At 71.9% G+C, this 22,164-nt stretch carries 20 protein-coding genes and 1 tRNA gene; 11 read left to right on the forward strand and 10 right to left on the reverse strand.

Annotated features, from left to right (window positions below; translation table 11 throughout):
- Positions 1–648 precede the first annotated feature (648 nt).
- Genes ACWDS7_RS30295 through ACWDS7_RS30305 form a run of 3 tightly spaced genes read left to right on the forward strand, consistent with a single transcriptional unit; the run spans position 649 to position 5,076 of the window.
- Complete coding sequence (locus ACWDS7_RS30295) at positions 649–1,767, forward strand: C39 family peptidase (RefSeq protein ID WP_451932042.1); 1,119 nt, start codon at positions 649–651, stop codon at positions 1,765–1,767.
- 2 nt (positions 1,768–1,769) lie between these two features.
- Positions 1,770–3,779 carry a dipeptidyl-peptidase 5 gene (locus ACWDS7_RS30300; protein WP_451932043.1) on the forward strand — a complete coding sequence of 670 codons (2,010 nt, stop codon included), beginning with the start codon at positions 1,770–1,772 and terminating at the stop codon, positions 3,777–3,779.
- A 31-nt stretch (positions 3,780–3,810) separates the two neighbouring features.
- Complete coding sequence (locus tag ACWDS7_RS30305) at positions 3,811–5,076, forward strand: M20/M25/M40 family metallo-hydrolase (protein ID WP_451932044.1); 1,266 nt, start codon at positions 3,811–3,813, stop codon at positions 5,074–5,076.
- 753 nt (positions 5,077–5,829) lie between these two features.
- On the opposite strand, the gene ACWDS7_RS30310 is transcribed toward ACWDS7_RS30305, so the two are convergent.
- The 3 genes from ACWDS7_RS30310 to ACWDS7_RS30320 form a co-directional block, all read right to left on the reverse strand.
- The gene (locus tag ACWDS7_RS30310) at positions 5,830–6,708 is read right to left on the reverse strand and encodes an ABC transporter permease (RefSeq protein ID WP_306858573.1); all 879 of its coding nucleotides are present in this window, start codon (positions 6,706–6,708) and stop codon (positions 5,830–5,832) included.
- A 1-nt stretch (position 6,709) separates the two neighbouring features.
- Positions 6,710–7,633: an ABC transporter permease gene (locus tag ACWDS7_RS30315; RefSeq protein WP_306858079.1), complete on the reverse strand. Its 924-nt coding sequence runs from the start codon at positions 7,631–7,633 to the stop codon at positions 6,710–6,712.
- A gap of 65 nt (positions 7,634–7,698) precedes the next feature.
- A complete protein-coding gene (locus ACWDS7_RS30320) occupies positions 7,699–9,303 on the reverse strand; it encodes a peptide ABC transporter substrate-binding protein (RefSeq protein ID WP_451932045.1) in 1,605 nt (534 codons plus the stop codon).
- A 127-nt stretch (positions 9,304–9,430) separates the two neighbouring features.
- Here ACWDS7_RS30320 and ACWDS7_RS30325 point away from each other — a divergent pair, with 127 nt between their 5' ends.
- Positions 9,431–10,408: a LuxR C-terminal-related transcriptional regulator gene (locus tag ACWDS7_RS30325; protein WP_306858077.1), complete on the forward strand. Its 978-nt coding sequence runs from the start codon at positions 9,431–9,433 to the stop codon at positions 10,406–10,408.
- 127 nt (positions 10,409–10,535) lie between these two features.
- On the opposite strand, the gene ACWDS7_RS30330 is transcribed toward ACWDS7_RS30325, so the two are convergent.
- The 3 genes from ACWDS7_RS30330 to ACWDS7_RS30340 all read right to left on the reverse strand — a co-directional run bounded on the left by ACWDS7_RS30330 (position 10,536) and on the right by ACWDS7_RS30340 (position 12,923).
- Complete coding sequence (locus tag ACWDS7_RS30330) at positions 10,536–10,976, reverse strand: ATP-binding protein (RefSeq protein ID WP_451932046.1); 441 nt, start codon at positions 10,974–10,976, stop codon at positions 10,536–10,538.
- A gap of 165 nt (positions 10,977–11,141) precedes the next feature.
- On the reverse strand, positions 11,142–11,900 hold the full coding sequence (locus ACWDS7_RS30335) for a DUF1206 domain-containing protein (RefSeq protein ID WP_306858075.1): 759 nt from the start codon (positions 11,898–11,900) through the stop codon (positions 11,142–11,144).
- Positions 11,901–11,990: 90 nt separating this feature from the next.
- Positions 11,991–12,923, reverse strand: coding sequence for a Ppx/GppA phosphatase family protein (locus ACWDS7_RS30340; protein ID WP_306858074.1), 933 nt, complete (start codon positions 12,921–12,923; stop codon positions 11,991–11,993).
- Between the two features lie 219 nt (positions 12,924–13,142).
- Between ACWDS7_RS30340 and ACWDS7_RS30345 the strand changes: the two genes are divergently transcribed.
- From ACWDS7_RS30345 to ACWDS7_RS30370, 6 genes are all read left to right on the forward strand, one after another.
- Positions 13,143–14,294, forward strand: a complete 1,152-nt coding sequence (locus ACWDS7_RS30345) for a polysaccharide pyruvyl transferase family protein (protein ID WP_451932047.1) — start codon at positions 13,143–13,145, stop codon at positions 14,292–14,294.
- Between the two features lie 110 nt (positions 14,295–14,404).
- The gene (locus ACWDS7_RS30350; RefSeq protein ID WP_451932048.1) at positions 14,405–16,081 is read left to right on the forward strand and encodes an MFS transporter; all 1,677 of its coding nucleotides are present in this window, start codon (positions 14,405–14,407) and stop codon (positions 16,079–16,081) included.
- A 141-nt stretch (positions 16,082–16,222) separates the two neighbouring features.
- The gene (locus ACWDS7_RS30355) at positions 16,223–16,753 is read left to right on the forward strand and encodes a hypothetical protein (protein ID WP_451932049.1); all 531 of its coding nucleotides are present in this window, start codon (positions 16,223–16,225) and stop codon (positions 16,751–16,753) included.
- Positions 16,754–16,821: 68 nt separating this feature from the next.
- A complete protein-coding gene (locus tag ACWDS7_RS30360) occupies positions 16,822–17,259 on the forward strand; it encodes a hypothetical protein (protein ID WP_451932050.1) in 438 nt (145 codons plus the stop codon).
- Between the two features lie 175 nt (positions 17,260–17,434).
- Positions 17,435–17,638, forward strand: a complete 204-nt coding sequence (locus ACWDS7_RS30365) for a hypothetical protein (protein ID WP_451932051.1) — start codon at positions 17,435–17,437, stop codon at positions 17,636–17,638.
- Between the two features lie 42 nt (positions 17,639–17,680).
- A complete protein-coding gene (locus tag ACWDS7_RS30370) occupies positions 17,681–18,361 on the forward strand; it encodes a haloacid dehalogenase type II (protein WP_451932052.1) in 681 nt (226 codons plus the stop codon).
- A gap of 148 nt (positions 18,362–18,509) precedes the next feature.
- Here the strand turns inward: ACWDS7_RS30370 and ACWDS7_RS30375 are convergent, their stop codons facing one another.
- Positions 18,510–18,950, reverse strand: a complete 441-nt coding sequence (locus ACWDS7_RS30375; protein WP_451932053.1) for a hypothetical protein — start codon at positions 18,948–18,950, stop codon at positions 18,510–18,512.
- Between the two features lie 354 nt (positions 18,951–19,304).
- Positions 19,305–20,597, reverse strand: a complete 1,293-nt coding sequence (locus ACWDS7_RS30380; protein ID WP_451932054.1) for an MFS transporter — start codon at positions 20,595–20,597, stop codon at positions 19,305–19,307.
- Positions 20,598–20,680: 83 nt separating this feature from the next.
- On the opposite strand from ACWDS7_RS30380, the gene ACWDS7_RS30385 reads away from it, so the two are divergent.
- Positions 20,681–21,166 (forward strand): winged helix-turn-helix transcriptional regulator, encoded by a 486-nt coding sequence (locus ACWDS7_RS30385; protein ID WP_451932055.1) that lies wholly within the window; start codon positions 20,681–20,683, stop codon positions 21,164–21,166.
- Positions 21,167–21,342: 176 nt separating this feature from the next.
- Here the strand turns inward: ACWDS7_RS30385 and ACWDS7_RS30390 are convergent, their stop codons facing one another.
- Complete coding sequence (locus ACWDS7_RS30390) at positions 21,343–21,606, reverse strand: hypothetical protein (RefSeq protein WP_451932056.1); 264 nt, start codon at positions 21,604–21,606, stop codon at positions 21,343–21,345.
- A gap of 474 nt (positions 21,607–22,080) precedes the next feature.
- A tRNA-Pro gene (locus ACWDS7_RS30395) sits at positions 22,081–22,157 on the reverse strand.
- Between the last annotated feature and the right edge of the window lie 7 nt (positions 22,158–22,164).

Here is a 22,164-nt window from a genome sequence, read left to right on the forward strand (position 1 = left end):
GAGGGGTTCAAGGCGATGGCGCGGGCCGCGGGCCTGTATCGGCTGGGTTCTCTCGTTGGCGGCATTTGGGCAGGCGTGGTCACCGCACCGGCGCGGCTGTGGTCGCGGCGCCGGCGGCGTGGAAGGTGGCGATGGTGAACGTGTCTGTCAGGCGCCCCGCCGCGGTCGCGGGGCCGAGAGCGGCCGGGCCTCAGGGGGCGCCGCACGGGCGGCGCTCACCATGGCCGGGCCGCACCGCTGTCCTGGTCCGCCCGGCGCGGCCGGGCAGGGCGCCGGAGGCGATCCGGCCCTGGCAGGACTCCGATGAGCTTGGTGGTCTTTTTCGATCAGGCTGGGGGCGAGGAAGATCTTCTGAATGTTCTCTAAATGCCCTGACAGTGTCAATGGGGATAAATATTCTGATAGCGACGATAAATAAATGTATTTACTGGATGTCCTTAATTTCGCTGACTCCGACCGGTCATCCTGCCTTTCCGCCTTCGAGGTCCCCGGGCCGCCGCCTCCGGGCGCCCCGGGACCCGCGGACCGCGCGCCGCCACGCCCCCGCCCCGGCCAGGACGCCCCGCGCCGCCGGTGCGGCGGGCCGCCGGTTCCGGATACGTAAACCTTCCGATGCGCCGCACCGGGCCGGAAACCACAATCGGCCAGGTGGTCACGCCCTTCCCCGACGATCCGAGCCGCGTCGTCCTCCACCGGTGGACGGATCCGGTCCCGCACGAGAGCGGGCTGGCCGACTACCGCGATCCCTTCGACGGCACCGTCAGGACCTGGGAGTACCACCGCTGGACCGGCGAGGAACGGGACATCGGGTTCCCCGCGACGGAGCTGGTGCCGTCATGGACGGCGGACACCCCGCCGGGGACCTGGCTGGAGGTCGGGCTGCGGGCCCGGACCGTCTCCGGCGACCTCACCAAGTGGTACGTGATGGGCCGCTGGGCCGAGGGCGCCGGCGACATCCACCGGACCTCCCTGCCCGGCCAGGGCGACGAGGACGGCGACGTCGCGGTGGACACCTACGTCGCCACCCGGCCGGTCACCGCCTACCGGCTCAGGTTCACGCTGTACGGCTCGGGCGCGCGGGTCCGCCGGGCCGGGGTGATGGCCTCGGCGGTGCCCGTGCGGGCGACGGTGCCGGTGAGCCCGCCCGGTACGGCCGCGGGCGTGGAGCTGAACGTGCCGCGCCGGTCGCAGCACATCCACGCGGGGCACTTCCCCGAATGGGACGGCGGCGGGGAGAACTGGTGCAGCCCGGCCTCGATGAGCATGGTGCTCGCCTACTGGGAACGCGGCCCCCGCCAGGAGGAGCTGTCCTGGGTCACGCCGGGCGACCCCTGCCCGGCCGTGGACCACGCCGCCCGCGACATGTACGACCACAGCTACCAGGGCACCGGGAACTGGCCGTTCGGCGTCGCCTACGCCGGCCGGTACGGCATGGACGGCTTCGTCACCCGGCTGCGCTCGCTCGCCGAGCTGGAGCGCCTGGTCCACGCCGGGATCCCGGTGATCACCTCGCAGTCGTTCCGGGACCACGAGCTGCCCGGCGCGGGATACTCCACCGGCGGCCACATCATGGTCGTCGTCGGCTTCACCTCCGACGGCGACGTCATCGCCAACGACCCCGCCGCACCGGACGACGACACGGTGCGCCGGATCTACCCGCGGGCCGCGTTCGAGAACGTCTGGCTCCGCAGCTCCGGCAGCGGGGGGATCGTGCACATCGTCCACCCGCCCGGCTTCCCCCTGCCCCCTTCCGACGGCAACTGGTGATCATGCTGAACGACTCTCCCATCCGCCCCATCGACGTGGCCAGGGTGGACGACCGTCCGCTCTGGGTGGAGATCCTCGGGGAGGAGGTGTGGTGGGACGAGCCTCGTCCGCACGAGGGCGGGCGCAGGTGCGTGGTCCGGCGCGGGCCGGACGGCGTGCCCCGTGACGCGATCCCGCAGGGCTGGAACTCCCGCAACCGCCTCATCGAGTACGGCGGGCGCTCCTGGCGGCCGCTGCCGGACGGCCGGGTCGTCTTCACCAACTGGGCCGACCAGCGGATCTACCTGTACGGCGGGCGGCCCGGCCCGGCCGCCGGGGCCGGCGGGACGGCCGGCGAGGCCGGCGGCCCGACGGCCCCCCACGGCGACGACCGGCCGCTCCCCCTCACCCCCGACGACGGCGCCCGCTACGGCGACCTGTACCTGCCGCCGGGGCGCGAGGAGGTCTGGGCCGTCCGCGAGACCCACCCGGCCGCACCCGAGACCGGCGCGGCCGGGACCGGCGCCGGGGAGAACCCGGAGGACGGCGCCGGGTCCGGTCGGCGGCCGCTGCCCCGGCGGGACCTGGTGGCGGTGCCGCTGGACGGCGGGCCGGTGCGGGTCATCGCCACCGCCCAGCACTTCCTGACCAACCCCCGCCTCTCCCCGGACGGGACGCACGTCGCCTGGATCGGCTGGGACCACCCCGCCATGCCCTGGGACGGCACCGAGCTGTGCGTGGCCCCCCTGGACGCAGCAGGTACGGCCGGGCCGTACCGGGTCGTCGCCGGCGGCCCGCAGGAGTCGGTGATCCAGGCGGAGTGGCGCGACGACGGCGCGCTCTACGCGCTCACCGACCCGGACGGCTGGTGGAACCTGCACCTGGTCCCCCTCGACGGCTCCGGGGCCCGCAACCTGGCCCCGCTCCAGGAGGACTGCGGCGACGCCGTCTGGCGGCTGGGCAACACCTGGTTCGCGCTCGCGGGCGACCGGATCGTCCTGGTGCACGGCACCCCGGACCTGCGCCGCCTCGCCGTGCTGGACCCGGCCACCGGCGAGATGACCGACCTGGAGGCGCCGCCCACCTACTGGAACCCCACGGTCTCCACCGGCGGGGACCTGGTGGCGGGCGTGGCGGCCTCGCCGTACACGCCGTTCGAGGTCGTCACGGTGGACCTGCGCACCGGCGCGCACGCCGTGCTGTCCCCCGAGAAGGACCTGCCCGACCGCGACGCGCTGCCCGAGCCCGAGGCGGTGACCTTCGACGGCGTGCACGCCCACCTCTACCCGCCGCGCGGCGTGACCGGCCCCGCCCCGTATGTGATCTTCGTGCACGGCGGGCCGACCAGCGCCAGCACGATGGTCCTCGACGTGGAGATCGCCTACTTCACCAGCCGGGGCATCGGCGTGGCCGACGTCAACTACGGCGGTTCCACCGGCTACGGCCGCGCCTACCGGGAGCGGCTGCGCCACCAGTGGGGCGTGGTGGACGTGCGCGACTGCGAGACGGTGGCGCGGGGCCTGATCGACGCCGGGCGGGCGCACCCGTCGAAGGTCGCGATCCGGGGCGGCAGCGCGGGCGGCTGGACGTCCGTGGCCGCGCTGGTGCACAGCAAGGTCTTCCGCGGCGCGGTGGCCCACTACGCGATCACCGACCCGGAGGGCTGGGCGGCCGAGACCCACGACTTCGAGTCACGCTACCTCGACGGCCTGATCGGCCCGCTCCCCGAGACCCGGCAGCGCTACCTGGACCGCTCCCCCACCCTGCACGCCGCGGACGCCTCCGGCCCCGCGCTGCTCATGCACGGCCTGGAGGACGCGATCGTCGACCCGGTCCAGGCGGAGCGGTTCGCCGACGCGCTGGAGCGCGAGGGCACCCCGTGGGCCTACCTGACCTTCCCCGGCGAGCAGCACGGCTGGCGCCGGGAGGAGACCATCGTCGCCGTGCTGGAGGCCGAGCTGGCCTTCTACGGCCTGATCTTCGGGTTCCCGACGCCCGAGGTGCCGCCGCTTACCCTGCGGGGTATGCACTGATGATCCATCTTTTCTCGGGGGAGCTCCATCCATGAACGAGGTCGCACAGATCTGCTCGGACCTGATCAGGTTCGACACCACCAACCCCGGCTCCGGAGAACGCCCGGCGGCCGAACACGTCGCCGGGCTGCTGTCCGAGGTCGGCATCGAACCGGTGGTCTTCGAGTCGGCGAGGCACCGCACCAGCGTGGTCGCCCGCATCCCCGGCGACTCGCCCGACGCCCTGCTGGTCCACGGCCATCTGGACGTGGTCCCGGCCCAGCCCGCCGACTGGCGGGTGCACCCGTTCTCCGGGGAGATCGCCGACGGCTGCGTCTGGGGCCGGGGCGCGGTGGACATGAAGGGCACGCTGTCGATGACGCTCGCCCTGGTCCGCGACTGGGCCCGGCGCGGCGTGCGGCCGAAGCGGGACATCGTGCTGGCCTTCCTCGCCGACGAGGAGGCCACCGGCGAATACGGCTCGCGGTACGCGGCGACGCGGCACCGGGAGCTGTTCGACGGCTGCACCGAGGCGATCAGCGAGTCGGGCGGTTACAGCGTCCAGGCCCCGAACGCGCGGATCTACCCCGTCGCGGTGGGCGAGCGCGGCACCGCCTGGATGAAGCTCACCGCCCACGGCGTCGCGGGCCACGGCTCCCGGCCGCCGAAGGACAACGCGGTGGCCGAACTCTGCCACGCCCTGTCCAGGGTCGCCTCCTACCGGTGGCCGGTACGGCTGACCCCCGGGGTGGCGGCGCTGATCACAAGCCTGGCGGACATCCTCGGCGAGACCATCGACTACGACCGCCTGGAGGAGGAGGCCGAGCGGCTCGGCCAGGTCGGCGCGCTGTTCAAGGCGCAGATCCGCAACTCGGCGAACCCGACGATGCTGGAGGCGGGCTACAAGGTCAACGTGGTCCCCGGCACCGCCACCGCCCACGTGGACGGCCGTTTCCTGCCCGGTTACCGGGAGGAGTTCCTGGAGACGATCGACCGCCTGCTCGGCCCGAAGGTCACCCGCGAGTTCGTCAACATCGAGGACGCCCCCTCCGCGCCGCTGGACGCGCCGTTCTTCGGCCAGCTGTGCGACGCGCTCGTCGCCGAGGACCCGGCCGCGCGGCCGGTGCCGTACGTGATGTCGGGGGGCACGGACGCGAAGGCCTTCGCCGACATCGGCATCAAGGGCTACGGCTTCGCGCCCCTGATGCTCACCCCGGACCTGGACTACTACGGCATGTTCCACGGTGTGGACGAGCGCGTCCCCGTCGAGGGCCTGGAGTTCGGCGTGCGCGTCCTGGACCGCCTCCTCGCCTCCTGAGGACACTGAGGACACGACGGCGGGCCGCCCGGGGAAGGGCGGCCCGCCGTCACATCATGCCGGGGGTGGCCGGCGTCCGGATCGGCCCGGTCATGCCGGGGGGACGATGTCGTCGGCCCGGTCATGCCGGGGGTGGGCGACGTCCGGGTCTACTCCCAGCCGTCGGCGCCGCCACCCGCGCGACCGGCGTCCCGTCCCGGCCGGATGGTCCCGGCGGGCGCGTCGGCGAGGTGGATCCGAAGGTCCCGGCTGCTCATGTGCCAACTCCTCTGCTCGGCGATGGTCGGACTGCTGCCCTACCCGACATCGCGGCGGTAAACAGGTTATTTGACAAAATGTCATCCGCCGCCGATCAAGAATAAGGTCTCTCCCGGCTCAGCGGGGCTTTTTCCTATCAGTTCATACCGGTCCGCAGTCGCCTCGATCGCCCGGCCGTCCAGCCTCATGGCGCCGGTGAGAACCCTCGCCCGGTCGGAGCCGACCGCGCGGGCCCGCGCAGGTGACGGGCGGGCCCGCGCCGCCGCGCGCCGGGCGGCCGGCACCCGCGGGGGCCGGGCCGGCGACCGGCGCCACCCGCTTTCCAATGACCGATATGCCGCCCTCTCCGCTTTTCCGGATATACAGGCGATTGATCTTGACTGACAACCGGTCCGGCCCGCGGATCAGCGGACGAGGGGGACCTTCGTGGCGTGCGCCATGCTGGGCCTGGCGGAGGCCCCGCCGGCCGCGCGGGCCGGCCGGCGGCGCGGGCCCCTAGCGCAGCTTGGGGTCCAGGGCGTCGCGGACGACGTCGCCCAGGAGCAGGAAGCTGAGCACCGTCGCGGTGAGGAACAGCGACGGGAAGACGAGCAGGTGGGGGTATTCGGCGAAGTATGCCTGGGCGACGTTGAGCTGCAGGCCCCAGGAGACCTCGGGATACTGCAGGCCGACGCCCAGGTAGTCGAGGGTGGCCTCGCCGGCGATGACGTTGCCCACGTTGAGCATGGCCACCACGAAGACCGGGGCGACCGCGTTGGGCAGGATGTGCTTGAACATGATCCGCCCGTCGCCCGCCCCGAGCATCCGGGCGGCGGCCACGAAGTCCATGTCGCGGACCGCGATCACCTGGGCGCGCATGAGACGGGTCATCGTGGTCCAGCCCAGCACGACCAGCACCAGGGTCATCGCCCAGACGCCGTGGTCGGGGAAGGCGATCAGGATCACGGTCGCCCCCAGGACGAACGGGATGCCGAAGAACACGTCCGTGAGGCGGGAGATGAACGCGTCTATCCAGCCGCCGTAGTAGCCGGCGAGCAGGCCGAGCACGACCGAGATGAGCAGGGCGAAGACCGTCACCGCGAGGCCGATCAGGACGGAGGCCCGGGTGCCGTGCACGATCTGCGACCAGTATTCGCAGCCCTGCAGGTCGTAGCCGAACACCGCGCCGCCCGGGCCCTGCTTCGACATCCGCAGGTTGCAGCCCTGGTTGGGGCCGAGGCCGGTGAACAGGCCGGGGAAGAGGGCCATCGCGACGGCGACCACGAGGATCACCATCGAGAACCAGAAGATCACCCGGTGGCGCAGCTCCAGCCAGGCGTCGTACCAGAGGGAGCCGGGCCGGCTCTTGACGGTCTCGGCCTCTGCGACCTGCATCTCAACCACGGCGGATCCTCGGGTCCAGCACGCCGTACAGGAGGTCGACGAGCAGGTTGACCAGGATGAAGATCATCACGAGCACGGTGACGATGCCCACGACGACGGGGCCCTCCTGGAGCTGGATGGACTGGAAGACCTGCTGGCCGATGCCCGGCAGGTTGAAGATGCCCTCGGTGACCACCGCGCCGGCCATCAGGTTGCCGAAGTCCACTCCGAGGAAGGTGACCACCGGGATCAGCGAGTTGCGCAGCGCGTGCCTGCCGATCACCCGCCTGCGGCGCAGCCCCTTGGCGCGGGCCGTGCGGACGTAGTCGGCCCGCATGTTCTCGATCAGGCTGGTACGGGTCAGCCGCGCCACGTAGGCCAGCCCGAAGGAGCCCAGCACCATGCCGGGCAGCAGGTAGCTGACCGGCCATCCCTCGTCCACGCCCGCGGTCGGGAACAGCGCGAGGTTCAGGCCCAGCATGATCTGCGCGGTGTAGCCGACGACGAAGACCGGGACCGCGATGACGAAGGTGGTCCCGGCCAGCACCGCGGTGTCGGCGATCCCGCCGCGGCGCAGCCCGGCGATCACGCCGAGGCCGATGCCGACCACCAGCTCGAAGATCCAGGCGGTGACGGCGAGCTGGGCGGTCACCGCCCAGCGTCCCTGGAGCAGCTCGCTGACCGGCTGCCCGGTGAAGGTCTCCCCCAGGTCGCCCTGGACGGCGTTCAGCATGTAGATGCCGTACTGGACGATCAGCGGGTCGTTGAGGTGGTAGCGCTCCCGGAGCGTGTGGAGGACCTCGTCGGGCAGGGGCTTGTCCCCCGCCAGCGCCACGATCGGGTCGCCCGGCAGGGCGAAGACCATCGCGTAGATCAGGAACGTGGTGACGAAGAAGACCGGGACGGCCTGGAGCAGCCGCTGGACCGCGTATTTCACGTCCCCGCCTCACGGGGAGACCCCGGGGCGGCGCGCCCCGGGGTCACGTGTGCCTCGTTGATCAACTACTTCACCGTGATCGTGTCGAGGTTCGGGCTGTAGGCGTCGATCTGGACGTCACTGATCTTGTCGGAGTATCCGGCCTGGTCCTGCCAGTTCCACAGCGGGGCCATCGGCATCTCGCTGAGCGCCAGGTCCTCGGCCTTCTGGTAGAGCGGGATGCTGGCCTCCATGCTGGCGGCGGAGTTGGCCTGGTCGAGCAGGTCGTTGAACTCCTTGCTCTCCCAGCCCATCCGGTTGCCCTCGCCCCACATCGGCTGCAGGTAGTTCTGCGGGCTCGGGTAGTCCATCACCCAGTTGTTGCGGTACGGCCCGTCCTGCTTGTGCGCGCGGAGCGTGGACAGGTAGTCGGCCGCCGGGATCTTGCGGAACTGGATGTCGGCGATCCCGAGGTTGTCCTTGAGCTGGTTGGCCACCGCGGTCATCCACTGCTCGTAGCTGGGGTCGGCGTTGGAGAAGTAGAGGTTCATCGTGCCGCTGAACCCGCCGGCCTTGTCGAACAGCGCCTTGGCCTTCGCCTTGTCGAAGACGCACGGCTCGCCGCAGGCGTTCTCCCGGTAGCCCGGCACCAGGGGCGCCACCAACGAGCCCATCGGCTTGAAGGCGCCGTTGAAGACCGCGTCCACGATCGCCTGGCGGTCGATGGCCATCGAGACGGCCTTGCGCAGGTCGGCGTTCTGGAAGCGCTTGTCGTAGACCGGGAAGCCCAGGTAGTCCATGGTCCCGCTCGGCGTGGGCACGAACCGGTCGCCGAGCAGCCGCTTGGCCTCCGACGTGCTCGCCGGCGGGATCGTCTGGATCAGGTCCACCTTGCCGGCCCGCAGGTCCACGTAGGCGGTGTCACGGCTCTCGTAGATCTTGAAGTTGACCGCGGCGGATTTGGCGGGACGGGGCCCGGCGTAGCCGTCGAACTTCTTCACCCTGATCTTCTGGTTGTGCACCCACTCGCCGTCCAGCGCGAAGGGGCCGTTGCCGATCGGCTTGGCGTCGTAGGCCTTGAGGTCGGCGAAGGCGGCCTTGGGCATCGGGGCGAAGCCGGTGTAGGCCAGCGTGATCGGGAACTGGCTGAACGGCGCGGTCAGTGTCACCTCAAGGGTGGTGGCGTCCACGACCTTCAGCCCGCTCAGCTTGTCGGTCGTGGGCTTGGGCGCCTCCTCCGAACCCTCGGGGGTCTCGGGGTTCAGCTTGTCGTAGCCCTCGATGTTCTCGAAGTAGTAGTTGTTGGTCCACGCGTTGGGACCGTAGGCCGCGGCGTTCCACGCGTCGGCGAAGCTCTCGGCGGTCACCGGCTCGCCGTTGTGGAACTTCTGCCCCGGCTTGAGCTTGATCGTCCAGACCTTCTGGTCCTCGCTGGTCACCGACTCGGCGGCCCGCATCTGCGGCTGACCCTTGGCGTCGATGAACACCGGCAGGTCGAACAGCGCCTGCAGCACGGTGATCGAGTAGCTGCTGGAGGTGTTGCCGGGGGTGAGGTGGTCCGGCTCCGTCAGCCCGACGGAGAACTCCTTCGCGCCCTGCTGCCCACCGGCGCCCGGGGCCGGGGATCCGCCGCACGCGCTCACCGCGAGCATCGTCGCCAGGAGGAGGGCGGAGCCCCGCGTCCTCGTCAAGACCGTCACTGTGTTCCTCCAGGGGGTGTTGCGGGAGAGGGTAAAGACGGTTGCAAGGCAAGGCATCGGATAATTTACGTATTCCCTACCCCGGTCGGCTTGGGGCACCCTGTGCACGGAGGAGACCATGGACCAGATCACCCTGAGCCCGCGCCACCTCCATGCGTTCACCGAGGTGGGCTTCCAGGTCGCCGGGCGCGGTGGCGCCTGCGCCGCGATGCGCGCCCTGCGCGAGGTCATCGCGCTGGAGGCCTACGAGTTCGTCGCCTACGACCCGGCCACCGGGCGGCACCGCAGCCTGGTCTCCGACGGCTACGCGCGGGTGGACGGCGACGCCGCCGAGGAGTATGTCCGGCTCGACCCCTACCGCCGGGCCATGGACTCCCGGGTGCCGCTGACCATGGGCGCCCCGGGGACCGAGCGCTACTTCCGCCGCCATCTGGAGCCGTACGGCTGGCGGGCCGGGCTGACCACCCCGCTGTTCCTGGCCGAGGGCCGCTACACCGGCCTGCTCCACCTGAACGCCCGCGACCCCGAGGCGTTCTCCGCCGAGACCAGCACGCTGATCAGTGCCGTCTCCCCCACCCTGGCGCACGTCACCGACCTGAGCCGCTGCGTGATCGACCCTGTCGGCCTGCCGCCGGGCTTCCACGCGGCGGCCTTCGACCGCAGCGGCACTCGCAGGGACGTCGCCGGCGCCCCGGCCTCGGAGGCCGTCGCCGCCGAGCCGGCCATGGCGGAGCTGGCCAGGGAGTTCATCGACTCCCGCGAGCTCAACCGGCGCGGGCTCTGGCTCGACGGGACCGGGCGGTGGCGGGAGGTGCGGCTGCTGCGCGCCGGGGTCGGGCCGCACGGCGCCATCCAGGGCGCGGTGGTCGCCGAGCGCGCGTGCGCCCTGCCGTACGAGCTGACGGGCCGGGAGATCGAGGTGATCACGCGGGTCGCGCTCGGCGACTCCAACCCGCAGATCGCCGCGGCCCTGGTGCTGAGCGTCCGCACCGTCACCACCCACCTGGAGCACATCTTCGCCAAGCTCGGCTGCGAGAGCCGGACCCGGCTGACCACCAAGGCCCTCGCCGAGGGCCTGTGCCGGCTGCTGGTCTGACCCCGGGGCGTGGGCCGCCCGTCCCCGGGGACGGGGACGCCCCGTGCCGCGGGACCGGGACACCCCGGACCGCGGACTCCCGTGCCGTCCGCCCCGGGCGGCGGGTGCCCCGGGCGGGGCCCGGTCCTCATCGGGCGCCGGCCAGCCGGCCCGCCGGCACCGCGGCCGTCTCCAGCACGAGCTCGAACCAGACCATGTTGGTCCCCGCCTCCCGGACCAGGCCCCAGCGGTGCGACAGCGCCTCCAGCAGGGGCAGGCCCCGGCCGCCGGTGGCGTCGGCCGGGGCGTGACACCCGCAGGGGGCGTTCGGCGAGCCCTCGTCCTGGATGCGGACCCGCACCGCCTCCGGCGAGCAGGCGACGGTGACGGTGAAGGCCCCGCCGTCCCCTGATCGGGAGTGGAGCACCGCGTTGGTGGCGATCTCACTGGTCAGCAGCACGCAGTCGTCGTGGAGCGGATGGTCCCGGCCCAAGGTCGTCGAGACCAGCCGCCGGGCCCGTGCCACCTGGTCGGCAGAGCCCGCCAGGCGGAGGATCCATTCGCTGCCGTCATGCTCCCACGAGTCCATCCGGCCCCCTCCGATGCTGTCCGCGCCTCTGGAGGACGCGGGGCTCGGGAAGGTAGATGTCTCACAAAAGTATGAATGGGATCACTTACCGGATAGGCAGGTCGGACTTGCCGGCCGGGCCTGGGCCTGCGTGCCCGCACCTGCCGCCCCGTGCGGTCCCATCAGTCACAGGCGGTGCCAGCGCGCCTGGAAGAAACAGTAGGCCGCGAACAGCAGCAGGCCGATGGCGATGACGCCGAGGAGCCACGGCCCGGCGGGGGTGTCGGCCAGCGCGCGCAGCGTCGAGTCGACGCCCTTGGCCTTGTCGGGATCGTAGGTGAGCGCCGCCTGGATGACGAAGACCCCGGCGACCGCGGCGATCACGCCACGGGCGAGGTATCCGGCCATGCCGAGCTTCTCGGCGAGCTCGCGCGCCTTCGGGGGCATCTCGCCGGTGCGCAGGTCCTCCAGGAACCTCTTCTTCCAGCCCTTGTGGATCCAGTAGGCCCCCAGGGCGATCAGGCCCAGCCCGACGAGGCCGACGATGATCTGCCCGCCGGGCAGGTCCATCAGCTTGGCGGTGAGGTCCTTGGAGCTCTTGTCGGTCGAGCTGCCCGCGTCGCCCCGCAGCAGCAGGCTGAGCAGCGTCGCCACGATCAGCGCGTAGACCGCCGTGTGCGCCGCCGCCTCGACCCGCTTCTTGGTCTCGCCGCGGCCGATGACCGCCTCCGAGAACTGCCAGACGGTCAGCGCGGCGAAGCCGAGGACCATCAGCCAGAGCAGCACGGTGCCGAACGGCTGCTCGGCCACCATCTCGACCGCGCCGGTCTTGTCGGCCTCCTTGCCTCCGCTCCCGCCGCCGAAGGCGATCTGCAGGGCCAGGAACCCGATCAGCCCGTAGAGGACGCCGCGGCAGGCCAGTCCGAGCCGGGCCAGCCTGTCCAACGTCCGACTGTTCGCCGCTCTGCGCGCGGCGCCTTCCACCTGAGCGCTTCTCATGGCAATGCGCTCTTACCGGTTGAAGTGGAGATAAACCTAGCCTTCCGGCATGGCGTCCAGGCGCCGCAGGATGACCCCCTCGCGCAGCGCCCACGGGCACACCTCCAGCTCCCCCACCCCGAACAGGTCCATCGTGGCGTCGGCGACGATCGCCCCGGCCGGCAGCTGCGGGGCCCGGCCGTCCGAGACCCCGGGCAGCTCCGCCCGCTCCCGCACGTCCATCTTGGCCAGCCGGTCGGCCCACTCGGTCAGGTCGGCGTGCCTGAGCACCCGGCGGACGTCCGAGCCCTCCTGCGAGGGCGCCGCCCCGGCGATCCTGGCCAGCTGCCTGAACGTCTTGGACGTCGCCACCGCGTGGTCGGCCCGGCCGTACCGCGCCACCTCGCCCACCGTGCGGGCGATCTCGGCCCGCACGTGCCTGCGCAGCGCCCGCGCCTCGTCGGCCGGGGGCGGGTCGGCGGTGAACCAGTCACGGGTGAGCCGCCCGGCCCCCAGCGGCAGCGACACCGCCACGTCCGGCTGCTCGTCGATCCCCGAGGCGATCTCCAGCGACCCTCCGCCGATGTCCAGCACCAGCAGCCGCCCCGACGACCATCCGAACCACCGCCGCACGGCCAGGAACGTCAGCCTCGCCTCGTCCTGGCCGGACAGCACCTCGATGTCCGCCCCGGAGCCGGCCTTGATCCCTTCGAGCACCTCTTCACCGTTGACCGCCTCCCTGACCGCAGAGGTCGCGAAGGCCATGAGGTCCTCGACCCCCTTGTCCTCGGCGAGCCGCACGGCCTTCTCGACGAACTCCCGCAGCCGCGCGGCGCCCCGCTCGGAGAGCCGGTGGCCCTCCTCCATGTGCTCGGCGAGCCTCAACTCCTCCTTGTGGGAGTACGCGGGCAGCGGCCGAGCCCCCCGGTGGGCGTCCATCACCAGCAGATGCACCGTATTGGAACCAATGTCGAGAACACCCAGTCGCATGGGTCGAAGTTACTACCGTTCCCGAGCGCCCCCGCCCGCCGTCCGGCGGGAGCCGTCCGCCCGTCCGCCCGCCGTTCTCGTCATGCCGCCCCATGGCGCATGTCATGGACACGGGCCGCTCTTCCCGCGCCGACCTCGGCACGCCGGACCGGCCCGAGGTGGGATACGCCGAACGCCCTACGGGTACAAAATATCCGAAAACGGAAGAAAGGGGCGAATATGAGCAAACCGCGCGGGCCGACCATAGGGCTCCTGGGCTCCTACGGTGGCCGCAACGTAGGGGACGAGGCCATCCTCACCAGCATTCTCGACAGCATCCGGAAAGGCCGTCCCGACGCCTTGACGGTGGTGTTCTCCCGGACTCCCGAGCACACCCGCGTCCACCATCGGGGGATCGAGGTGGTCGGCTGGGAGGGGGTCAGCCGCGAACCGGCCTCCCAGATCGTGAGCCGCCTGGACGTACTGGTCCTCGGCGGCGGCGGCATCCTCTACGACACCGAGGCCCGCCGCTACCTGCGGCTCGCCCGGCTGGCCCACGAGCAGAACGTCCCGGTCTTCACCTACGCGCTGGGCGCCGGGCCGCTCACCGACCGCCTGGACTGCATGCTGGTGCGGGAGACGCTCAACGACAGCACCACGATCACCGTCCGCGACGAGGAGTCCCGGCTGGTGCTGGAGGAGGCCGGGGTGATGAGCGCGATCACGGTCACCGCCGACCCGGCGCTCCTGCTCGAACAGGAGGAGTTCGGCCACGACCTGCTCCGCGCCGAGGGGGTGCCCGAGCGGGTCCGGCTGGTCGGCATGAGCGTGCGCGAGCCCGGCCGCGCCGCCGAGCACCTGGACGTGCAGGGCTACCACGAGCTGCTCGCCCACGTGGGCGACTTCCTGGTCCGCCGGCTCGACGCCTACATCGTCTTCGTCCCGATGGAGCGGGACGACATACGGCACTCCCACGCGGTGCTGTCCCACATGAACGCCGCCGACCGCTGCCGCGTGCTGCACGGAAACTACCGGCCACGCCAGATCCTCGGCCTGATACGGCACCTGGACCTCGTGGTCGGCATGCGGCTGCACTTCCTGATCTTCGCCGCGCTGCAGGGGGTGCCGTTGCTGCCGCTGCCCTACGCCGGGAAGGTGTTCGACTTCGCCCAGCAGCTGGGAGCGCCGGCCCTCAGCGGCGTCGTCAGGGAGGCCGCCGGTCCGCTGCTGGCGGAGGTCGACAGGGTGTGGGACGAGCGGCCCGCGCACACCGAGCGGATCAACGCCCGCACCCCGGCCCTGCGCGCCCGCGCCGCCGCGACGGCCGAGCACCTGCTGGCACAGCTCGAACTCATCTCGCCGCGCACGTCCGTCTGGGACCGGAGCGCGTAGGGGGACGGGGGGGGGAACGGACAGGGGAGGCGGAGAACCGGAGGGAGCGCGGAGGACCGAGCGGAGGGAGCCTCCCGAGCCAGGACCGAGCGAACCGGGGAGCACCAGAGATGAGCCGGCCGCCACCGCAGCAGCCAAGGGGCGTCCCGCCGACGAAGGCGATGTGGGCGCCCCTGCGCCGCCGACTGTTCCGCGCGCTGTGGATCGCCCAGCTCGTGGCCAACACGGGCACGTGGATGCAGACCGTCGGCGCGCAGTGGCTCATGGGCGACCTGGGCGGCGACGCGCTGGACATCGCCCTGGTGCAGACCGCCACCGCGCTCCCGATCTTCCTGCTCGTCGTCCCGGCCGGGGCGCTGGGCGACATCCTCGACCGGCGCCGTCTGCTGCTGGTCAGCCAGGTGCTCACTTTCGCCGGCGCGGCCGCCCTCGCGGTGCTCACCGCCGCCGACGCCGTGACGCGGCCGCTCCTGCTCACCCTGACCGGCTTGATGGCCGTCGGGCAGGCCTTCGCCGTGCCCACCTTCCAGGCCATCCAGCCCGAGCTCGTCAGCCTGGACGAGATCCCGCAGGCCGCGCTGCTCAACGGCGCCAACGGCAACGTGGCACGGGCCATCGGGCCCGCGCTCGGCGGTGCGCTCATCTCCGTCGCGGGGCCGGAGGCGACGTTCGCCCTCAACGCGCTGTCCTTCCTCGGCGTCATGCTGGTGCTGTACGTCTGGAAGCGGCCACCCGACCACCGCCCCCTGGGCGCCGAGCACATCCGCGACGCGATCCGCGCGGGCGCGCGCTACGTCCGCAGCGCCCCGGAGTTCGCCGCGGTCCTGTGGTGCTCGGTGATGTTCACCTTCTGCGCCAGCGGGATGTGGGCCCTGCTGCCCGCCCTCGCCCGCGGCCCGCTCGGTCTCGGCGCCGGAGGTTACGGCGTGCTGCTGGCCGGGGTCGGCGCTGGCGCCGTCGCGGGCGCGTTCGCCCTCCCCGTGGCCCGCGGACGGATGGGGCCCAACACGGTCGTGGCCGGTTCGACGATCTGCTACGCCCTGGCGATGGCCGTCATCAGCACGGTCGAGGCCGTGCCGGTCGTCATCGCCGCCCTGGTGGCGGCCGGCCTGGCCTGGATCGCCGTCCTGTCGACGCTGAACGCCGCGGCCCAGCTCCTGCTGCCGGAGTGGGCGCGCGCGCGGTCGCTGGCCTACTACCAGCTGGTGTTCATGGGCGGGCAGGCGGTGGGGGCGCTGGTGTGGGGGCTGGTGGCCGAGAGCCTGTCCCTGCGGGCGGCCTTCCTGGTCCCGGCCGCCGTGCTGATCCTGAGCACGCCGATCGGCGTGCTGCGGGTGCCGCTGCCGACGGCGCGCTTCGACATGCGCCAGGTGCGCCACTATCCCGAGCCGCCCAGCGACATGGAGCACAACAGGGGACCGCTGCTGGTGGTGGTCGAATGGCACGTCGACCCGGCGAACGCCGAGGCGTTCCTGCAGGTGATGCAGCAGATCGGCCGGGCACGGCGGCGCACCGGGGCGACGATGTGGAGCCTCTTCGAGGACATGGAGGAGCCGACCCTCTACGTCGAGACCTTCACCATCCAGACCGCGCACGAGCATCTGCGCCAGCACGTCGAACGGGGCACGGCCAGGGACCAGGAACTGGACCTGCAGGCGCTGCGCCTGGTCATGGAGGGCACCTATCCGGAGGTGCGCCACCTGATCTGGGCCTACGCGCCCACGCCGGGTCAGGAGACGAAGGAGCCGGAGCTCAGGTCGATCGTGTCGCTGCTGCGCCCCCGCTGACGGCGGCCGCGCCGGGGCGCGGGCAACCGTCCCGCAAGCGCCGGTCAAGCGGCCCCGCCGACAATCGGCCCGCCGATCGCCGCCGCCCGGCACCCCCGCCGGACGGCGCCGTCGATCGCCCGACGATCCCGAGAGGCGAGGATGATGAGAGCACTGGGCTGGGCCGGCGTGATCACCGGCACGGCGATGACACTGGCCGGCCTGTACGGCATGGCCGTCATCCCGACCACCGATCTCCGCCTGCCGGCCTGGGCGGTGCCGCTCTTCGTCGTCGGGCTGCTGCTGGAGATCGGCGCCGCGACGGTGCTGTTCCACGCCTACTTCGACCGGATGTGGGAGCGTTCCGTGCAGGCCGTCCCCGGCGGGGGCTCCCCCGGCAGGCTCCTGTCCTCCATCGGCGTCCTGACCGGCGAGGACGGCCTGCTGACCGGCGGCCTGCCCGCCGAGGCGGACATCCTGGCGATGGCCGACACGGGCATGACCGTCAACGACTCCCCGGTCGCGCAGTTCCGGCTGGAGGTCCGGACGGGCACCGCCGAGCCGTACGTCGTCGACCATCGTCAGACACTGCCCAGGCTGCCGGCCGGCGCGGTGCTGCCGGGCCGCAGGGTGCCGGTCCGGGTCGACCCCGCGGACGCCCGGCGGCTCGCCATCGACTGGGCGGCGCTGTGAGCGCGGGCGACGGGGCCGGATCTCCCCGTTCCCCGGGCCGTCGCCCTCCCCCGCTCTACGATGGTGCGATGCACGCGGAACTTCTGGCCGCGCTGGAGCCGGTCTGCCGGGACCTGCGCACGGGCTGCGCCGTACCCCCTGACATCCGTGAGGCCCACGCCGACCCGGGCCGCTGGGAGGGGCTGGCCTGCGCCATGTTCTACGGCCCCGACGGCAGCGGGCAGGAGGTCTCCGTGGTGCTCGGCGAGGATCCGGCCGAGCAGGTGGCCCGGCTCGCGGACCAGGTGCAGGAGTGGGCGGTGGAGGCGTTGTGGGCGGCGGGCCTGCCCGCGGTGTGGCCGCACTGCCCGGCACACCCTGATTCACACCCCCTGCTGGCCAGGGCGGAGCGCGGCCAGGCGGCGTGGTTCTGCCCGCACACCGGTGAGCTGGTCACCCCCGTCGGGCTGCTGCCCGCCCGCACGCCGCCGGAGGGACCGCGGCCCGCGGCGCCCGGACAACCATGATCTCCAAGAATCGGCGCATACTTACAGGGTAGGAAGCACCAGGATCGGGCCGACAGCTCCGCGATCTCACCGGAGCCCGACCGTCCCGCCCGGCGGGGCCGGCGTCGAGCACGCCCGGCTCGCGCGCTTCTCCATGACGGGACACGGGCGGGAGCGCGGTGCCGAAGGAGGAGCAATGATCCATGACGACACGTCCACCCCGGACCAGCCGGTGAGCGTTGAGACCGGAGGCCCCGCCGACGACTTCCCGATCGAGGACTCGGAGTGGCCGGCACCGCTCGCGCAGTCGCCCGACGCCCAGCCCGAGGGAGACCCCGACGCCGGCAGGCAGCACGACTGGCTGCCGCGCAGAGCGCAGTCGCCGGACGACATGGAGTGATCCCGGGGCGACGCGGCAGCGGACCGATCCGGGAGGAGTGACATGAGCGCGGTCCCCCAGATTGTGATCTTCGACGTCAACGAGACGCTCAGCGACATGGCGCCGATGCGTGCCCGCTTCGAGGAGGTGGGGGCGCCCGGGCATCTGATGCCCACCTGGTTCGCGGGCGTACTGCGCGACGGGTTCGCGCTGACCGCGGCAGGCGGTTACGCCGAGTTCGCCCAGGTCGCCGCCGATGTGCTCAGGGAGCTGCTCGCCGCCACGCCCGGCTGGCACGGCGACCCGGACGGCGCGGCCGCGCACGTGCTGGACGGGCTGGCCGGGCTGAAGGTGCATCCGGACGTCCCGGACGGGATGCGGATGCTCCGCGAGGCGGGGATCCGGATGTTCACCCTGACCAACGGCGCCGCGTCGACGACCGAAGGCCTGCTGGCACGGGAGGGGCTCCTCGACCTGGTCGAGGAGCGGCTGGACGTGCACGGCCCCCGGGCGTGGAAACCCGCCGCGACCGCCTACCTGTACGCGGTCGGCCGCGCCGGAGTCCATCCTGACCAGGCCGTCCTGGTCGCCGTGCACCCGTGGGACATCGACGGCGCGCAACGGGCCGGGCTCGTCGGGGCCTGGCTGGACCGGCACGGCACGCCGTACCCGGGCGTGATGACCGCCCCGCACCTCAGCGCCCCGGACCTCGTCAGCCTGGCCGGGCGCTGGCAGAACCCCTGACCGTCCGAAGGCTCCGCCGGCGTCCCCGGCCGTGCCGTCCGGCGGGCGGTCGGCCGGGGCGTCGGACGGGGCCGTACTCGGCGGCGCCGATGCCGCCGTCCGGTCCGATCTCCGCGCTGCCGCGACCCCGGGCTTTCGAAATCAACGGCTACCAGCCTTCACCATTTCCGTTTCCGTTGCCGTTGTCCTCGCCGTTGCCATTCCCGTTTCCGTTGTCCTCGCCGTTTCCGTTGCCGTTGTCCTCACCGTTGCCGTTGTCGTCCGTCCACTGCCCTCTCTCGTCGCACCCCTCGTGATTCCAGCCTTGTTCGTAGCCTATGTAGTAGCCGTACTCGAAGTCCGGCAGGCCCGAGTCCCCGTGGCCCTGCGGGTTGGGAGCGATGCAGCGATGGCCGTCGAGCTGGCCCTGAGTGATGCCCGGCTGGCAGCCGTGGCCCCTCGTCTCGCACGGGTCCTGCGGCTCCGCCGGGGCTGCCACCTCTGGATCCACTCGGAGCGGGGCGGCCAGGGCCTCCGCGGCGAAGCCCTGAGGGATCGCGAGGGAGGCGGCGAGTGCCGGCCCGACGATGAGTGAGTATTTACCAAACATGACTGCTCCTTTCCGGCAAATAACAGAGTATTTGCCTCGATCCGGAGAGGCATTCATGAGCGCAAGCGGGGGATACCCTTTCACATACAGCAAATAGCTACACAAGGTATAAACCATCTCAAATGCCATCAAAAGAGATCACCCTCGGTCCGTCGACGGCCCGAGCCGATGATCTGCTTATGGCGGAGAATTACCCTTAGGGATTTCCGGCCGATTTCCCCACATGCCCGCGTTCTTGCGGGTGAGCAGGCTCATACCGCCGACCAGCGGGACCCACCGGAGTGACGCGGCCGGCCATGAGCGCGCTCCACGGTGGGGTTCCGACCGGGAGCACGCCGCATGGCCGGCCGTCTCTCAAGCGCCGGACCTCACGTGGGCGTCCGTGCCGTCATGGCCGCCCAGGGGCCGACCACCCGTGATCACGGAGCTCGACCCCGGCTGTTTCACGAGGTCACCGTGAGGCCGCCGGTGCAGCGCCCAGATCACCAGGGCGGCGGTGGCGTAGCCGGCGCCGAGCACACTCGCGGCGGCCCACCCGGCGGCATCGTAGGCCCAGGTGGTGGTCACGGCGCCGAGACCGGAGCCGAGGGAGTAGAAGACCATGTAGGCGCCGATGGTGCCGCTGGCCCGGTCGGGGCGGGCCGCGGTGATGAGCTGCTGGCTGGTGACGTGCACGGCTTGCACGGCGAAGTCGAGCAGCGCGATGCCCGCGCCCAGCGACCACAGCGAATGACCGGTCAGGGCGGTCAGCCCCCACGAGGCGATCAGAACGGCCAGGGACCATCCGGTCACGGAGCCGGAGCGACCGCGGTCGGCCCAGCGTCCTGCCCGTGCGGCGCCGAGGGCTCCGGCCAGACCCGCGAGGCCGAACAGGCCGATCTGGGTGGTCGACAGCTGCCAGCGCTCGGCCGACAGCGGCAGCGCGATCCCGCTCCAGAGCGTGCCGAAGGAGGCGAACAGGAAGAACGCGATCAGCGCCCGCCCCCGGAACAGGCGGTCCGTCGCCGTCAGTCGCCCCACGGTGCCGATCGCCCGCGCATACCGCCGGGCGCCACCGCGGCGGCCGTCCCGGTCGCGCGGTGACCTCCGGGCGTCCGGGGGGAGCACGGCGAGGACGGCGGCCGCCAGCGCGAGGGAGAGGATCGTGAGGGTGAGATAGATACCGCGCCAGCCGGCGAGGTCGGCGAGGAGCCCCGCGAGCACCCGGCCGCCCAGGATGCCGATCACGACCCCGGAGGTGACGACGCCGATGTCGCGCCCACGCTCGGGTGCGGCGGAGGTGGCCGCGGCATAGGCCACGGCGATCTGCACGACCACGGCGAACACGCCCGCCACGGCCAGACCGATCAACGCCACCGCCGGCTGTTCGGTGACGGCCACCAGGCCGGTGCCGAGCGCGGTGAGGAGGAGATGGCAGGCCATGAGCCGGCGCCGGTCCAACAGGTCGCCCAGCGGCACGAGCAGGATCAGGCCGGCCAGATATCCGAGCTGTCCGACGCCGACGACCCAGCCCAGCCCGCCCGCGCTCAGCCCGAGGTCGGCCCCCATCCGCTCCAGGACGGGCTGGGCCGCGTAGATGGTCGACACCGCCACCGCGCACACCACGGCCAGCAGCGTCCGGCGCCCGCGTCCCGATCCCCGATCCATCCCGACCTCCAATTAGTAGCAAAATGCAACTGATTGAAGGTAAGGCACAATAGTTTCAAATCGCAACTCTTTGGAGGCGGCGCATGACCGGCGAGCAACCCGCACCGACCCCTCCGGGCGGCCGGTGGACCGACCCCACCTGCCCGGTGGCACGCACGGTCGACCTGATCGGTGACCGGTGGACCCTGCTGATCATCCGCGATGCGATGGACGGCGCACGCGCGTTCACCGACTTCCAGGAGCGCCTCGGCGTGGCGCGCAACATCCTCAGCGTCCGCCTGCGCCGCCTCGTCGAGCACGGCATTCTGGCCCGCCGGACGGCCCCCTCGGGCAAACGACAGGAGTATGTCCTGACCGAGGCCGGACGGAATCTGTTCGCCACGGTCGTCACCCTGCGCCAGTGGGGCGAACGCCACCTGTTCGCCCCCCACGAGCCACACTCGGTGCTCGTCGACGAGCGCGGGGCGATCGTGCCCGAACTCCAGCCCCGCGACGCCGCCGGCACCGCGCTCACCGTCGAGTCGACCGGGGTCCGCAAGCCCGACGCGGCGGCGTCCCCCCGAACGTGACCCCAGCCGCCAGGCGGCAGGCGGTCGGCCCGCCGTTCCGGCGCCCCACGACAGAGCCCGGACCGCTGGCGCGCGGTCCGGGCTCCATCACGACGTAGATCCAGTTAACCGGTGCTCCGCCGTTCACCCTGGTCAGGGCGGCGGGGCCGCCTTGCGGCCGACGAGGTCCGCGCCGCTCAGCGGTTGGTCCACAGGTGCCAGAGCCAATCGCCTTCGGAACAGGTGTAGTGATCCCAGTGGCCCCGGTCGATTCCGCCCTGACCGGCCGTCACGCAGTTGGAGTGGCTGGTGTACCAGTCACGGTAGACGTCATCGCCGGCAGGCATCTGGCTGGTCGCGTCGGCGGTCGCGGCCTGGACGGGTGCCGAGAGGGCCGGCGCGGCGAGCAGCGCGGCTGCCGCGAGTGCCGCGGCCCCGGCCTTCAGTGCTGTTTTGATCATGGTGTGTCTTTCTCTGGGGGAACAACTGCCATGGTCACACCAAGTGATTAAATCATCACCCTAAGTACCTGCGGAAGCCCTGACCCGCCATTCGACGGCTCCCGGCTGGGCGATCAGACGCCCTCGGAACGCTCGGACCCATGGTGCGCGGCGTCCGGTCGGCGCCGGAGGATGTGCCGGCGATCCAGCCGACGGCCACGCTCCGGCCGGCCCACCCCTGACGCCGATCGGTCCAGCCCGCTCGGGCAGGTAGGGCATCCCGGGCACGGGACGGCTGTCCGGAAGGGCGCGCGGGCTCATCCGCTCCGCGGGACGGGAGGGTGGACACGGATCATGCGGCCGGACCCGGTCGGATTCTGCGCTTCTCCGAGGACCCGGAGAGCACCCGGTCCGTGCCCCACTGTGCAGAACGTGCCCACAATGCAGAAAGGGTGTCTCCCTTGCGGGTGACACCCTTGCCGACCAGTGAGAACCTGGTCGGGACGACAGGATTTGAACCTGCGACCCCTTGACCCCCAGTCAAGTGCGCTACCAAGCTGCGCTACGTCCCGGTTGTCC

Source organism: Streptosporangium sp. NPDC003464 (genome assembly GCF_053588315.1).